The following is a 12,956-nucleotide window of genomic DNA, read 5'->3' on the forward strand; positions in this document are numbered from 1 at the left end:
GCACATGGCGGCCCCGTCTCGCACGCTTACGCTTACAGTAGGAAGTCGCTCGCCGCCATCGAGGTGACGTTCATAACGTCGATCGAGAAGTCGGCCGTACCGTCGCCATTGACGTCGCCGTAGACACGGACGAACTGCGAGCTGGAATTGGTGGCCGCGATATACTGTCCCCAAGCGGTACCGGCGTGGCCCGCGCCCGGTGCGGTCATGCCGCCCCAGCTAAAGGCCTGGTTGCCGGACAGCGCGCCGTTGGCGTCGATTGCCGAGATGTCGATCTTGTCCTCGCCGGCGGCAAAGTCGCGGATCATGTCGATACCCGTCGCAATATTGCTGTCGGACAGGCTGGCAAATGCGAAGACGTCCGCGTCCCACCCGCCATAGAGGTTGTCGCTGCCACCGTCGCCATACAGCCGGTCGTTGCCGCCGTCGCCATAGACATAGTCGTTCATCGCCCCGGCGTGGAGCGCGTCATTTCCCCAGCCGCCCGACAGGTTGTCGTAGCCGGCGCCGCCGGTCATAAGGTCGTCGTCATTGCCGCCGTTGATCGTGTCGTTGCCGGCCTCGCCGATAAGGACGTCGTTTCCGTCACCACCGTCGACATAGTCATTGGCGTCGCCGCCATAGACGTAGTCGGCGCCGGTACCGCCGAACAGCGAGTCGTTGCCGGCATCGCCGTATATCAGGTCGTTGCCGCTATCGCCGTAGATGCCGTCATTGCCGTCATTGCCATGCAGGACGTCATTGCCGCCCTGGGCGTAAATCACATCTGCGCCGCCCATGCCGTCGATGATATTCACATAGTCATTGGCGAGAACCATGTTGGCAAGGTCGTTACCGATGATGTGGCTCTCGCCCTTGAAGTTGTAGAGCGTGCCGTCCGGATGCGAAATATAGCGCAGGTTCTCGATGTTCGCCTCAATGGTATGGTACTTGCCGTAGAACTCGATCGTATCGATCCCCTCATTGGCCTTTTCGATAAGCGTTGCGGCGCCGTCTATACGATAGATGTCGTTACCGATGCCGCCATACAGGTTGCCGAACCCATGCGGGGAGGTCAGGATATCGTTGCCGGCCTCGCCGTAACAGTTGTCATAGCCGGTGCCACCATCGATATAGTCGTCGCCGTCACCGCCGTGGAGCGTGTCCACATCGTTGCTCCAGTCTCCGCTGGCGTCATAGCCGCCGCGCAGGGTATCGTTGCCCGCGCCGCCAAAGATCACGTCCTGGCCGTGGCCACCATCACCCTGGTCATTGCCGTCACCGAGATAGATGGTGTCGTTTCCGCCGCCGCCATAGACGCCGTCATTACCGCCGCGCATGTCGAAATAGTCGTTGCCGCCCATCGCATACACGCTGTTATTCTGGTCGTTGCCGACAGCGGTAAAGGTCTTGGTGAAGCGCATCTCGTAGTGTTCGATATTGCTGCCAAAGGTGTACTTGGCGAAGTTGCCGTGGATCGTGTCGTCACCACCGTTGGCATATTCCACGATAGTGTAGTCAGCCTGGTTCGTCCCATCCAACCAGTAGTCATCGTCGCCGGTTCCGCCGTAGGCTTTGTTGCCAGTGCCGAGCGACAGAAAGTCATTGCCTTCGTCACCATACAACTGGTCAGCGGCGCCATCGAGGCCGACCAGGGCGTCGTTACCGGTACCGCCATGCATGATGGCGACACCGTCATCAAAATCGTTTCCGTGATGCGTCAGGTCGTCGTCACCGGAGCCACCATAGGCCGTCGTCGTACCCGAACCGTTGATATAGATCGTGTCGTCGCCCGAGCCCAGATTGACCCAGGAGGTGCCGTCGACATACAGCTTAACGGAATCATTGCCGGCGCCGGTCGCGATATCGTAGTCATCGCCGTCGTCCCAGCTCGACGAACCGATTTGAACCGTGTCATTGCCGTCGCCGTAGTTCAGTGTGTGCTTGGTCATTGTCGTTCTCCCTGCGCCCCGTGTATCGGAGCTGATGGGAGGACGTTTAGAGCCGCCATGTCAGCGGCTGATGTCATGAAGTGCGCTATTGTGTGTCAATTGTCACAGAGGCAGCCGCCGATGCTCACAACGTGGCCTTACCAGTGTTCATAACCGTTCGTGAGATTCGTGGTCAAAACCTGGCAAGGACCGGCCGCAGCCAGGACCTTAAGCCAGGCTCATCTTCTTTAAAACCTTATAGGCCTTGATCACGCGTTGCAGCTTATCCTCCGCCGAACGGTCGCCGCCGTTATTGTCCGGGTGGCAGCGCTTCAGCAGTTCGGTATAGCGCACACGGATCGTCTCGGCATTGACGCCGACTTCCAGGTCGAGGTCGGCAAATGCCTGGCGCTCGATCTTGCCATACTGGCGTGCAGCCTGGGCCGGTGTCTCCTTGGTGGGGGCAGCCCCGGCGCCGAATACACTGTGCGGATCGAAGAAGGTCTTGGACTGGGTGCCCTTGGCGGCGATATTGGCTGCCTCGCGCGACAGGCGCGACGCACGAAAAGCCCAGGTCGGGCGGTCGCCGGTCGCGGTCGCTTCGCGATGGCGGCGCGCCTCACCTTCGCTCATGCCGGCGAAGAAGTTCCAGTTCTTGTTATATTCGGCGGCGTGACCCGAGCAGAAGTTGTAATACTCGTTCATCATATCGCGCGACTTCGGCGCACGCGCGCTGGCCGCCTTGTGGCACTCAGGCCATTCGCACGGTTTCTGACCAGGTTTCAGTTGCAGGACATCGTCTTCGGGACGGCGCAGATGTTCTTCGCCTTCCTTCGGCGGCCGAATGCGCATATCCATGAATTTGGGCTTGTACTTGAAACCTTCGCTCATATGATGACGTCTTACCTAAAACCTACTAACAAACAAAATCTAACCCGCAAAGAGGGCCGAATTATGGGATTTGTCGTGGACCGAATTCGGCTGAAGCTCGAACGGGCCTTCTCGCCCCAGCGCCTGGAGATTCTCGACGACAGCGCCAAACATAGTGGACATATGGGTGCGCGTGAAGGGGGGGAGAGCCATTTTTCCGTCCTTATCGTATCTGAGAGCTTCGAAGGGCTCAACCGTGTGGCCCGGCAGAGACGGATCAATGCCGAATTGGCCGAGGAACTGGCCGGCCCCATCCATGCCCTGTCGCTGCAAACCCTTACGCCGGCGGAAGCAGAAAACAGTTGATTAAGCTGTTTGTGGCATAGTCACGGCATATTTCCACACCGGGGCGCAAAACGTGCTGCAAACGCTAAACCGATTACTTAGCAACAGGTTCTGGGCCAACCGGTCCGGCAATGCCGCCATGATCATGGCCCTGGCGCTTCCGGTCGTGCTGCTGGCCATCGGCGGCGCCATCGACTTCAGCCGCATGACCCAGCTGCGCAAGGAAATGCAGGACGCTGCCGATATTGCCAGCCTGGGGGCGATCGCGCCCAACTCGATTGCTTACAAGGCAAAGGTCAAGGGCGATGACGATTTCGCCTCGGCGGGCGGTGAAAAGCAGGCACGCGCCATCTTCTTCTCCAACATGTCGGGCTCAAACGAACTGTCGATGTTCAAAGTGGCCGCCCAGTTCAGCCAGACCGACACAACCCTGACGACCGCTGTCCTGGTCAAGGCGCGCTACCGGCCGTACATTCTGGGCCTGATGGGCAAGGCCTATTTCCCCATCTCCGTCACCTCGACCTCGACCTCGACGATGGCGCCCTATATGGACTTCTACCTCTTGCTCGACAACAGCCCGTCCATGGGGCTGGGCGCGACCTATGCCGATATCGACAAGCTGATGGTGGCGACCACGGGCAAGTCCGAAGGCACCTGCGCCTTTGCCTGCCACGAAAGCGGCGCCAATGCCGGCAATGACTATTATACTATCGCCAAAAAGGCCGGCGTTACCATGCGCATCGATGTCGTGCGCCTGGCAACCCAGAACCTGATGACGACCGCCAAGAAGACGCAGAGCAAGACCGGTCAGTTCCGCATGGCCATCTACAATTTTGGTTTGGCGGCGGACCAGATCGATCAAAAGAGCCCGCCAGCCTACCAGATCAGCGCGCTGACCACGGATCTCGACGCCTCGGCCAAAAATGCCGCCGCGATCGATTTGATGACCATTCCTTACCAGAATTACAATTCCGACCGCCAAACCAACTTCAAATCCGTCTTCAGCTCGATGAACGCGCTCATCTCCGCCGCCGGCGACGGCACCTCAGCCAAGAAGCCGCAAAAGGTGCTATTCTTCGTCTCGGACGGCGCGACCGACAGCTATGACTGTTCAGCTTCAGGCTGCCGTCGCCTCGGTCCGCTGGATGTCACCACCTGCAAGGCCATGAAGAACCGTGGGATCAAGGTCGCGGTCCTCTACACCAAATATCTGCGCCTGGTCGATAAGTACAAAAACCAGTGGTACATCGACAATATGGACAAATATGTATCGCCCACCGAGCAGTTGTCGGCTGAGATGAAGGCCTGCGCCTCGGACGGCCTGTTTTTCGAGGTCGGCCCGAACCAGGGCATTTCCGAAGCTATGGCCGCCCTGTTCGCCAAGGTCGTCACCAGCGTGCGAATCAATTCCTGACGCTCAACGGCACATGGCGGCGATCTCGTTGGTGTCGCTCAGCACCGGCACGTCGGGCGTCCAGATATTGATGCCCTTTTCCTGCGCCGTGCGTTCGATCAGCGTCCCCTGCCCGGCCTTCGGTCCCGTCTCGTCATAGGCCGCATCGCTTTCCGCATCTGCCAGTGTGACGTAGGACACGCCCTGCGCCTCAAAAGCGTCCAGCACCTGGGGCAGCATTTCGCCGGTAAACGCCCCCACGTGGATCAGCAGGACGTGCGGAATATCGTGGCCATAGACCTTTTGGGCCAGCAGCCGCGACCGCTTCATCGACGCCACGACGTCGCCCATATAGCGCGTTTTCAGGGCCTCGACCGTGGCGGTATCCCCCTTGGCCATGCAACGGGCATAGGTATCCGTATAGGCCCAGTCATTGAAGCTCATCGACACGTCGGCGACCTTGTAGCCGTGATCGGCGACATAGGTCATGATCTCGGCGTGGGTCTGGTCCGAGCCCGCGACGAGGAACGGAAAGCGTAGCCAGTGCCAGTCCTGGCCGGACATCAACTCGCCCAGCAGCGCTTCGTTGCCGGCGATATCGCCCTCGAAAGCCGCGGCTGTGTTCTGGCCGGAGTTCATATGGGTGTAGCCGTGATTGCCCAGCGGATAGCCTGCCGCCCGCCAGGCAGTCAGGACGCCCTTGCTGTCGGGCTCGCGCTCCAACTGGACGCCGTTGATGAAACCGTAGGCTTCGGGGACCTTGTGCGCCTTGAAGGCAGCCAGGAACTTGTCGGCGACCTGCTGGCGGGTAACGCCGGGCGGCAGGCTGCCGTGGGCCGAAAGGTCGTCGACCGTGATGGCCAGCTTGAAGCCTGACGGCTTCACTGCGTCGTCGGCATGGGCGCAGGCGGTCACGGCCAGGGCGGCTGCTAAGCCGGTCAGAGTCAAGCCAAGGGTGCGTAGACAGTTCATAAGCGAAATCTCCCAATAGACGGGCTCTGCATGGCCGTTAGCGCTAACCTGCACGCATCGCCGGCGCCCCGCAAGTCCGCGATTTGCCAAATCAGAGTTTCACTTGTAATCATTTACCCGCAACATGGTCTGGGAGGGCCTAAAAATGAACGGTAATATCTTTCTGCGTACCAGTATGCTGTTCCTGCTCGTCGGTATCTGTCTCGGCCTCTATATGGGCATGCACGAAGAGTTTACCCAGGCGCCGACCCATGCCCATATCAACCTGCTGGGCGGCGTGTGGTTATTCCTCGCCGGGCTGTTCTACAACGCCCATCCGCAGATCTCGAAACGCCTGACCCTGATCCACTACTTTCTGGCGGTGATCGGCCTGCTGGTCTTTATCCCCGGTATCTGGGGGGCGCAGATCCAGGCGCCCTGGTTCGGTCCGGTCGTCGGCATCGGCTCGTTGCTGACCGCCGTGCAACTGATCTATTTCACGGTCATGGTCTTTATGGCCACGGGCAAGAAGCCGGCCTGATCGGATACCAAAGCTTACTCAGATTATCGTCTCCTGCCGGGCCAGCTTTTCAAGAATAGCCTTCATCCGTTTGTCACGCGTTTCCGGACGTTTGGCGTTGTGCAGGCGGAAATAGATGGAAAACAGGTTGGCCCGGTTCAGGGTGTCGTAAAACGCTTTGGCGTCAGGATTTTCATCCAGCGCCTGCAAGAAGTCGTCCGGAATGACCATGTCGGACGACCCGGCATAGGCCGCATCCCAGCGTCCGTCCTGACGGGCCGCCTCGACATGCGCCAAACCGGCCGGCTGCATCCGGCCCTCGGCAATCAGGCGTTCGACATGGTCACAATTCTTCTTCGACCAGTTCGACCGCGCCTTCCGCGGCGAGAGGCGTTGCAGGTAGGAGACGTCGTCCAGCGACTGCCTCTGGCCGTCGATCCAGCCCCAGGCCAGGGCCGTGACGACGCAATCTTCCCAGGTGACCGAAGGCGTTCCACTCTGCTTCTTATGAAGCTGCACCCATAGTTCACGCGCAGTGGCATGGTTTACCGCCATCCAGTCCGACAGGTGCTGCGGCGTGGCAAAGGGCAGATATTCCGTCGGAGTCATACGGCGCCTTCTGTGGACAGGGGATTGGCCAGTTCCTCTACGTGTGTCTCCTGCCAAACTCTGGCAGCAGTCATCACTCTCCCGTATCAGGCAGGGCCAGTTCGCCTGTACGCGAGGCCTGCGCCACAGCAGCCTCGTAGGCTGACTGCATCCTGGCCAGCGCCGACCTCTCCGGCCGTGGCGCGTCCAGATGGAGATGCCGCAATTCGTCCATAAACTCGGACCAGAGCTGCGAACCGCCGTCTTCGAGAATTTCGGCACGTATCGACAGCTCTGTCGATGCGAGCGTGTGACGCAGGCCCCAACTGCCCATGATGGCCATCAAGGGGACGAGGTCGATGGCTTTCGCCGTCAGACTGTAGACGGCCTTCTGCTTATGGCCCGGGTCTCCGCTGCGCGCGAGAAGACCATGGGCGGTCAGGCGTTTAAGGCGATCGGCCAGAATATTGGAGGCGATCCCCTCGATGCTTCCACCCAACAGGGCGCGGAAGGTTCGGCTGCGGCCGAACATGATGTCGCGAAGGACGATCAGGCTCCAGCGGTCGCCGAAGGTTTCCAGGGTGAGGTTGATTGGACATCCTGAGCGTCGCCGGTTCATCGCATTCATCCATCAAACTAGTTGCAAATTGGTGGTGGTTTTAGCCGATATGGACTGGTAGCACAGCGCAGGTGATTTGCAGAGGATGACCAGTATGATCACAGTTTTCGGCGAAGGCAGGGGCTTCCGGGTTGTGTGGCTGCTGGAAGAGATGGGGCTGCCATATACCCTGAGGGGCGTGGACTTGCTGGCCGGTGTCGAGAACGACCCTGAGTTCCTGGCCATCAATCCCGCGGGCTTCATCCCGGCTCTTCAGGACGGCGATGTGATCATGGTCGAGTCGATCGCGATCATGGAGTACCTGCTGGCGCGCTATGGCCAAGGATCGCCGCTCGCCCCCGGCCCGCAGGAACAGGCCTTCCCCCTGTACCAACAGTTCCTTCATCTTGGTGAGGCCGGCTTGGCCGGCTCCATGTACTTTGTCTCCGGCGCCCGTAATATTGCGCCTGAAGCTGAGCGGAATAACTGGAGCGCCCGCCAGGCGCTGGACGTGTTCGAAACCCGGTTGAGCCTGGTGACCCGGCAGCTGCGGCGCTCGCCGTATCTGGCCGGTGAGTCCTTTACAGCGGCCGATATTTCGGTGGTCTATGCCCTGCAGATGGCGAGACGAAACGTCGGCTACATTCTGGGGGAGACGGAAAAGGCCTATCTCGCGCGGATCGTCGAACGCGACGGCTATAAACGGGCGTTGGACACCTGTAAGGCCACCAAGGGATGGTGGTCCTCAGGCCCGGCTGACGCGTAGATGTTCACCGCAACAGGGGATCGCTGGAAATTTCTTCCCTCATGTCGATTCCGGCCTTGCCCGTTCGATGTGTTGACAGGGGCGTCAGCAGTGACATGGTGTCATCCGGCGGACGAACTGAGGCCTGAACAAGAACGGGAAAAACCATGGCGACAATTACCCCCAATGCCCCGGAAGACGCTCGTATAACATCACAAATCGATGCGTATATTTCCAGCCAGCCTGAGCCAAAACGCAGCGACATGCGCGACCTGCACCGCATCATTCAGGATGTGATGCCCGGATGTAAATTATGGTTCCTGGACGGAAAAGACAGTGAAAACAAAACTGTCTCCAATCCCAATATTGGATATGGACTTTACACGATCACATATGCCGATGGAAAAACCAGAGATTTTTATCAGATTGGCCTGAGCGCAAACACAACGGGGATTTCCGTTTACGTCCTCGGGATCAAGGACAAGACCTACCTGGCGCAAACCTACGGGAAAACTCTGGGGAAGGCGAGTGTGAGCGGCTATTGCATCAAGTTCAAATCTCTCAAAGATATCAATATGGATGTCCTTCAAGAGGCCATACGATACAGGGCGTCCATCGTCGAAGATACCGGAACGATCGAGACGGTAAAATAGAGGAGAGATATGACCGCTTCAATGTGCGAATACAGCTAAGTGGCCATATCCCGGTTACTCGGTCAGCCTCGCAGCAAAATGCTGTTTTCTGCGCTTGCCGTTATCACCGACGCGCTTTCCAGATGGGTCAAATCGGTCGACCGGGTCGTTGTAAGGATTAAGGAGACACACACCCAGGCCTCTCATATCCTTTGTATTGCGGGTCACCAAGATCATCCCATTGACCTTGGCGACGGCAACCATCATGGGATCCTTCTCGTTCACACCTTTTTCGGCAACAAGCCGTGCTGCCACCTCGGCAGCCGAGGCGTCAAAAGATGCGATTCTATCGCGATGATACGCCTCAAGATCGTCAATAAAGGCAAGGCCGGACAGGGCGCCCGGATTTACCGTGTCTTTCGCCAGCACCTTCTGCACGCCGAGGCGCGCTTCATAAAGGGTGTGAGCGCTCAGCCAGATCTCGCTGTCATTGACCGTGCCAAGCCATTTTATGACCGCACAGTTTTTCGCCATAAGTCCGCGTACAAGATTGGTGTCGAGCAGATAGCGGGTCAATCGCCGCTCGAATCTGTTCCGTCACTGCCAAACATGACGTCCAGCGTCTCCTCGTCGAGGCCGTTGGCCATATGGCTCAAGGTGCGCTTCAGACTAAGCGACGGATAGGGCTTGCCCTTCTTAGGGTAGACTTCAGCATAGTCGATGGCCGCCCGAACCATTTCGATCGTCAGCGAAGGATAATCCTCCGCGATGTCTTCGATGGTCTGCGATTTGTTGAGCGCAGCCACGCGATAGGCGGAAATATCCGTGCCCTTGAAGACAACGTCGCCATCCATGGCGACGAACCTGGCCTTCAACGCCTCAAGGCTCGCTTCGCGCGCTTTAAGCTCGGCATCTATAGGCGCCAAGTCGTATCTGGCGTTGCGAAGCTCGAGAACTTTCTTCTTCAAACTCAAACTACGCATGGAATGGAAGACCGAGCGACGTAAGTCCGGACTGAAGTCATTTCCCCAGTATTTCATCAATCGGAAATAGCGAAGGTCTTCGGGCGTAAACTTCCGGGCCGTATATCTGGCGCGCAGTTCCTTCGGCTTTTCGTTCGCATTGAACACGCCTTCGTCGAACTCGCGCGTGAGCACCTTCGCGGGACGCTCGGTTACGAAAGCTGCTTCATTGACGGAGTAGGCTCTGTTGTGCATGGCTTACCTTCTAATAAATCCGATTATGCGGACGAATTAGAAAAAATGCAAGCCTGATGCCGTTATCGCACTCGGTTAACAGCCCGCCCCTACGCCGCGAACTTCTGCGCCGCTTGCCGCGTCAGGGCTTCCAGTTCATTGAAGCGTTCCGGATTGGCGTCATGGAACACGAAGCACGTTTTGCTGGTCGACATACGCTTGAGGCTTTCCGGCACGTCCAGGTCGCGGCCTTCCTTCATGGCGAGCGGCGGCAGGTAATAGGACACATTGTTGCCGCTCAGGCGCACGGACCCGAACCACACCGGATCCTTTGCCGCCATGATATTGCGCGCCACATTCAGGGTCAGTTCGCCCGACGCATCCTTGCCGATCTGCATGGCGGGAGCGGCGCGCACCATCAGTCCGCGCAAGGCGATATAAACGGAATAAAGGTCAGCCATTTTTGTCCACTCAAACTGGGCCGCTGTCTCACGGCTATTTTAAGAAGCGATTATACGCGCCAATTACAAAAAATTCCCAAACGCGGCGCCAAAGGCCACCAAGCCCATTGCCAGCCCATCCTAACAGGTATAGTTTCATTAGATACGATTACATTCGATACCGGGACTCGATATGCCTGCAAGCCTGACCACAGCCCCTGCCCAGACCGGCCTGATGGATGCCCTGGGCGACCTGCCGCTCGACCCCATGCTGGCCTTGCTGCAATTGCTGCGCAACGACCCACGCCCCGGCAAGATCGACCTCGGCATCGGCGTCTATCGCGACGCCTCCGGCCACACCCCCATCCTGGCCTCGGTCAAGCGCGCCGAACAGCATCTGGTCGACACCCAGACGACCAAGGACTACCTGTCTCCCGAAGGCGATCCCGGCTTTATCGCCGCCCTCGCCCCCGTCGTCCTGGGGGCAGACCGCGCGCACGATGAACGTCTGTGGGGCATGCAGACGCCCGGCGGCACCGGTGCGTTGCGCCTGGCCGCAGCCCTGATCCAGCGCACCAATCCGGATGCCCGGGTCTGGCTGGGCACGCCCACCTGGGCCAACCACGCCATGCTGATGCAGGTCGCCGGACTCGAAGTGATCGACCATTCCTTCTTCGACATCCTCACCCAGACGCTCGAGTTCGACGCCATGATGGCAGCGCTCGAGCACGCCCGTGCCGGCGACGCCGTCGTCCTGCACGGCGCCTGCCACAACCCGACCGGCGCCGGCTTCAACCGCGACCAATGGCGCGCCATAACCGACCTGGTCGCCCGTCGCGGCGTCATCCCACTGATCGACAGCGCCTATCAGGGCCTGGGCCACGGCCTGGAAGACGATGCCTGGGCGATGCGCCACATCCTGGCTCATGTGCCGGAAGCCCTGGTCTGCGTCTCGTGTTCGAAGAATTTCGGCCTCTATCGCGACCGTATCGGCGCGCTCTGGGTCCAGGGCGCCAATGCCGGCAGCGTCCGCCGCGCCCGCGCCAATCTCAATCCCATGGCGCGCCTGCTGTGGTCCATGCCACCCGATCATGGCGCCGCCGTCGTTCGGACGATTCTGGAAACGCCGGCGCTGACCAGCCTGTGGCACGGCGAAGTCGACGCCATGCGCGACCGGCTGAACAGCCTGCGCCGCAACCTGGCTGATGCCCTGCCGGAATTTGCCGCGGTGGCCGGCCAAACCGGCATGTTCAGCCTGCTGCCGATCGGCCGCGACGCCGTGGCGCGCCTGCGCAACGACCATGGCATCTACATGATGGACAGCGGCCGGATCAATATTGCCGGACTAAATGACGACAATCTCACGGCCTTCGCGACGGCCGTGCGGTCGTGTCTGTAATCACCTAAGGAGAGCGGATCATGGCACATATCACAGCGGAAAACCCCCTGGGTCTTGACGGTTTCGCCTTTGTCGAATTCACCGGCCCCGACGCCGCCGGCATGGCCGGGCAGCTTGAGATGCTGGGCTTCACCGCCTTCGCCCGCCATCCCTCGCGCGACATCACCCTGTACCGCCAGGGGCGCATCGCCTTTGTGCTCAACAACCTCGGTACACCCCAGGCGCAGGTCTTCGCCGACCTGCACGGTCCGTCAGCCAATGGCATGGCCTTCCGCGTCGATGACGCCGCCAGGGCCTATGACCTGGCCCTGCAAAGCGGCGCCCGGGCGGTGACGGGAGGCGGCCTGCTCGATTCCTATGTTCTGGAAGGGATCGGCGGTTCGCTGCTGTATCTGGTCGATCACGACGTCTTTGCCGGCTGGACGCAGATTGCCGGTGCGGACAAGGCCATGGCGGCCAACAGCGTCGGTTTCGATGTGCTGGATCACCTGACGCACAATGTGAAGCGTGGCGAGATGCGCACCTGGTCGAGCTTCTATCGCAACATCTTCGGCTTCGAGGAGCAGAAGTATTTCGACATCAAGGGCCAGGCGACCGGCCTGTTCAGCCAGGCGATGATCGCCCCCGACGGCGCCATCCGTATCCCGCTCAACGAAAGCCAGGACGACACCTCGCAGATCGAGGAATTCCTGCGCCAGTATAATGGCGAAGGCATCCAGCATATCGCCCTGACCACGTCCAACATCTATGCCACGGTCGAAAAGCTGCGGGCGCGCGGCGTCAAGCTGCAGGACACGATCGACACCTATTACGACCTGGTCGACAAGCGCGTCCCGGGCCACGGCGAGAACGTCGCGCGGCTGCGGGCGAACCGTATCCTGATCGATGGAAATGTCGGCGACGAGGGCATCCTGCTGCAGATCTTCACCGAGAATACGTTTGGACCGATCTTCTTCGAAATCATCCAGCGCAAGGGCAATGAAGGCTTCGGCAACGGCAATTTCCAGGCGCTATTCGAGTCGATCGAACTGGACCAGATCCGAAGGGGTGTCATTAAAGTCGCGTGACGGAGCCATAAGGACCGGTTCCGCACCCACCTCCCCACTCGTGGGCTAGGCGATTCACACATCTCAAAAAGGCAAGTAAACTCAGTAAGATTTTGGTGTGAGATGTCAGGGCTTCGACGCTAAAATCCGGAGCCATGTTTACGCAGTAGCTAAGGCCCCCCACCGTCACGGCTTACGCGCCGAAGACGCGCGAGCGCCGCGCCACCTCCCCCGCTCACGGGGGAGTATAAGAAAAACAAATACTTATACCGCCCCGTGAGCGGGGCGGGGGACCGCCCGAGACATTGCGAAGCGTAGCGCAG

15 protein-coding genes are annotated in these 12,956 nt (G+C 59.5%); 7 read left to right on the top strand and 8 right to left on the bottom strand.

Features of this window, described 5'->3' with window-relative positions; translation table 11 throughout:
- Window positions 1-32: 32 nt before the first annotated feature.
- Together AC1DXO_RS09660 and AC1DXO_RS09665 are read right to left on the bottom strand one after the other, a co-directional pair.
- On the bottom strand, window positions 33-1,931 hold the full coding sequence (locus tag AC1DXO_RS09660) for a calcium-binding protein (RefSeq protein ID WP_476977916.1): 1,899 nt from the start codon (window positions 1,929-1,931) through the stop codon (window positions 33-35).
- Between the two features lie 207 nt (window positions 1,932-2,138).
- Entirely contained in the window at window positions 2,139-2,801 is a 663-nt protein-coding gene (locus AC1DXO_RS09665) for a J domain-containing protein (protein ID WP_476977917.1), read from the bottom strand.
- Window positions 2,802-2,864: 63 nt separating this feature from the next.
- Here AC1DXO_RS09665 and AC1DXO_RS09670 point away from each other — a divergent pair, with 63 nt between their 5' ends.
- Together AC1DXO_RS09670 and AC1DXO_RS09675 are read left to right on the top strand one after the other, a co-directional pair.
- A complete protein-coding gene (locus AC1DXO_RS09670) occupies window positions 2,865-3,146 on the top strand; it encodes a BolA family protein (protein WP_476977918.1) in 282 nt (93 codons plus the stop codon).
- Window positions 3,147-3,198: 52 nt separating this feature from the next.
- Window positions 3,199-4,539 carry a TadE/TadG family type IV pilus assembly protein gene (locus tag AC1DXO_RS09675; RefSeq protein WP_476977919.1) on the top strand — a complete coding sequence of 447 codons (1,341 nt, stop codon included), beginning with the start codon at window positions 3,199-3,201 and terminating at the stop codon, window positions 4,537-4,539.
- Window positions 4,540-4,542: 3 nt separating this feature from the next.
- Here the strand turns inward: AC1DXO_RS09675 and AC1DXO_RS09680 are convergent, their stop codons facing one another.
- Window positions 4,543-5,490 carry a polysaccharide deacetylase family protein gene (locus AC1DXO_RS09680; protein WP_476977920.1) on the bottom strand — a complete coding sequence of 316 codons (948 nt, stop codon included), beginning with the start codon at window positions 5,488-5,490 and terminating at the stop codon, window positions 4,543-4,545.
- 145 nt (window positions 5,491-5,635) lie between these two features.
- Here AC1DXO_RS09680 and AC1DXO_RS09685 point away from each other — a divergent pair, with 145 nt between their 5' ends.
- Complete coding sequence (locus tag AC1DXO_RS09685; protein WP_476977921.1) at window positions 5,636-6,010, top strand: hypothetical protein; 375 nt, start codon at window positions 5,636-5,638, stop codon at window positions 6,008-6,010.
- A gap of 18 nt (window positions 6,011-6,028) precedes the next feature.
- Here AC1DXO_RS09685 and AC1DXO_RS09690 read toward each other — a convergent pair whose 3' ends face one another.
- Both AC1DXO_RS09690 and AC1DXO_RS09695 read right to left on the bottom strand, forming a co-directional pair.
- Window positions 6,029-6,598: a YdeI/OmpD-associated family protein gene (locus AC1DXO_RS09690; RefSeq protein WP_476977922.1), complete on the bottom strand. Its 570-nt coding sequence runs from the start codon at window positions 6,596-6,598 to the stop codon at window positions 6,029-6,031.
- A 73-nt stretch (window positions 6,599-6,671) separates the two neighbouring features.
- Window positions 6,672-7,196 carry a winged helix-turn-helix transcriptional regulator gene (locus tag AC1DXO_RS09695; RefSeq protein ID WP_476977923.1) on the bottom strand — a complete coding sequence of 175 codons (525 nt, stop codon included), beginning with the start codon at window positions 7,194-7,196 and terminating at the stop codon, window positions 6,672-6,674.
- A 94-nt stretch (window positions 7,197-7,290) separates the two neighbouring features.
- Between AC1DXO_RS09695 and AC1DXO_RS09700 the strand changes: the two genes are divergently transcribed.
- Together AC1DXO_RS09700 and AC1DXO_RS09705 are read left to right on the top strand one after the other, a co-directional pair.
- Window positions 7,291-7,941 (top strand): glutathione S-transferase family protein, encoded by a 651-nt coding sequence (locus AC1DXO_RS09700; protein ID WP_476977924.1) that lies wholly within the window; start codon window positions 7,291-7,293, stop codon window positions 7,939-7,941.
- A gap of 146 nt (window positions 7,942-8,087) precedes the next feature.
- Window positions 8,088-8,573, top strand: a complete 486-nt coding sequence (locus AC1DXO_RS09705; RefSeq protein WP_476977925.1) for a DUF1801 domain-containing protein — start codon at window positions 8,088-8,090, stop codon at window positions 8,571-8,573.
- Between the two features lie 54 nt (window positions 8,574-8,627).
- Here AC1DXO_RS09705 and AC1DXO_RS09710 read toward each other — a convergent pair whose 3' ends face one another.
- The 3 genes from AC1DXO_RS09710 to AC1DXO_RS09720 form a co-directional block, all read right to left on the bottom strand.
- Entirely contained in the window at window positions 8,628-9,128 is a 501-nt protein-coding gene (locus AC1DXO_RS09710) for a PIN domain-containing protein (protein WP_476977926.1), read from the bottom strand.
- Window positions 9,125-9,769 carry a DUF433 domain-containing protein gene (locus AC1DXO_RS09715; protein ID WP_476977927.1) on the bottom strand — a complete coding sequence of 215 codons (645 nt, stop codon included), beginning with the start codon at window positions 9,767-9,769 and terminating at the stop codon, window positions 9,125-9,127. Before AC1DXO_RS09715 ends, AC1DXO_RS09710 begins: the two co-directional genes overlap by 4 nt.
- Before the next feature lie 89 nt (window positions 9,770-9,858).
- On the bottom strand, window positions 9,859-10,209 hold the full coding sequence (locus AC1DXO_RS09720) for a hypothetical protein (protein ID WP_476977928.1): 351 nt from the start codon (window positions 10,207-10,209) through the stop codon (window positions 9,859-9,861).
- A gap of 172 nt (window positions 10,210-10,381) precedes the next feature.
- Between AC1DXO_RS09720 and AC1DXO_RS09725 the strand changes: the two genes are divergently transcribed.
- A complete protein-coding gene (locus AC1DXO_RS09725; RefSeq protein WP_476977929.1) occupies window positions 10,382-11,587 on the top strand; it encodes an amino acid aminotransferase in 1,206 nt (401 codons plus the stop codon).
- 20 nt (window positions 11,588-11,607) lie between these two features.
- Complete coding sequence (hppD, locus tag AC1DXO_RS09730; RefSeq protein ID WP_476977930.1) at window positions 11,608-12,654, top strand: 4-hydroxyphenylpyruvate dioxygenase; 1,047 nt, start codon at window positions 11,608-11,610, stop codon at window positions 12,652-12,654.
- The last annotated feature ends 302 nt before the right edge of the window (window positions 12,655-12,956 follow it).

This window comes from Asticcacaulis sp. P2_C5, from assembly GCF_056404555.1.

Excerpts from the sequence above, each read along its gene's own strand:
- AC1DXO_RS09660 (WP_476977916.1), bottom strand. The coding sequence starts at position 1,931 with ATGACCAAGCACACACTGAACTACGGCGACGGCAATGACACGGTTCAA.
- AC1DXO_RS09705 (WP_476977925.1), top strand. The coding sequence starts at position 8,088 with ATGGCGACAATTACCCCCAATGCCCCGGAAGACGCTCGTATAACATCA.
- AC1DXO_RS09700 (WP_476977924.1), top strand. The coding sequence starts at position 7,291 with ATGATCACAGTTTTCGGCGAAGGCAGGGGCTTCCGGGTTGTGTGGCTG.
- AC1DXO_RS09690 (WP_476977922.1), bottom strand. The coding sequence starts at position 6,598 with ATGACTCCGACGGAATATCTGCCCTTTGCCACGCCGCAGCACCTGTCG.
- AC1DXO_RS09720 (WP_476977928.1), bottom strand. The coding sequence starts at position 10,209 with ATGGCTGACCTTTATTCCGTTTATATCGCCTTGCGCGGACTGATGGTG.
- AC1DXO_RS09685 (WP_476977921.1), top strand. The coding sequence starts at position 5,636 with ATGAACGGTAATATCTTTCTGCGTACCAGTATGCTGTTCCTGCTCGTC.
- AC1DXO_RS09715 (WP_476977927.1), bottom strand. The coding sequence starts at position 9,769 with ATGCACAACAGAGCCTACTCCGTCAATGAAGCAGCTTTCGTAACCGAG.
- AC1DXO_RS09725 (WP_476977929.1), top strand. The coding sequence starts at position 10,382 with ATGCCTGCAAGCCTGACCACAGCCCCTGCCCAGACCGGCCTGATGGAT.
- hppD (WP_476977930.1), top strand. The coding sequence starts at position 11,608 with ATGGCACATATCACAGCGGAAAACCCCCTGGGTCTTGACGGTTTCGCC.
- AC1DXO_RS09680 (WP_476977920.1), bottom strand. The coding sequence starts at position 5,490 with ATGAACTGTCTACGCACCCTTGGCTTGACTCTGACCGGCTTAGCAGCC.
- AC1DXO_RS09695 (WP_476977923.1), bottom strand. The coding sequence starts at position 7,196 with ATGAACCGGCGACGCTCAGGATGTCCAATCAACCTCACCCTGGAAACC.
- AC1DXO_RS09665 (WP_476977917.1), bottom strand. The coding sequence starts at position 2,801 with ATGAGCGAAGGTTTCAAGTACAAGCCCAAATTCATGGATATGCGCATT.
- AC1DXO_RS09670 (WP_476977918.1), top strand. The coding sequence starts at position 2,865 with ATGGGATTTGTCGTGGACCGAATTCGGCTGAAGCTCGAACGGGCCTTC.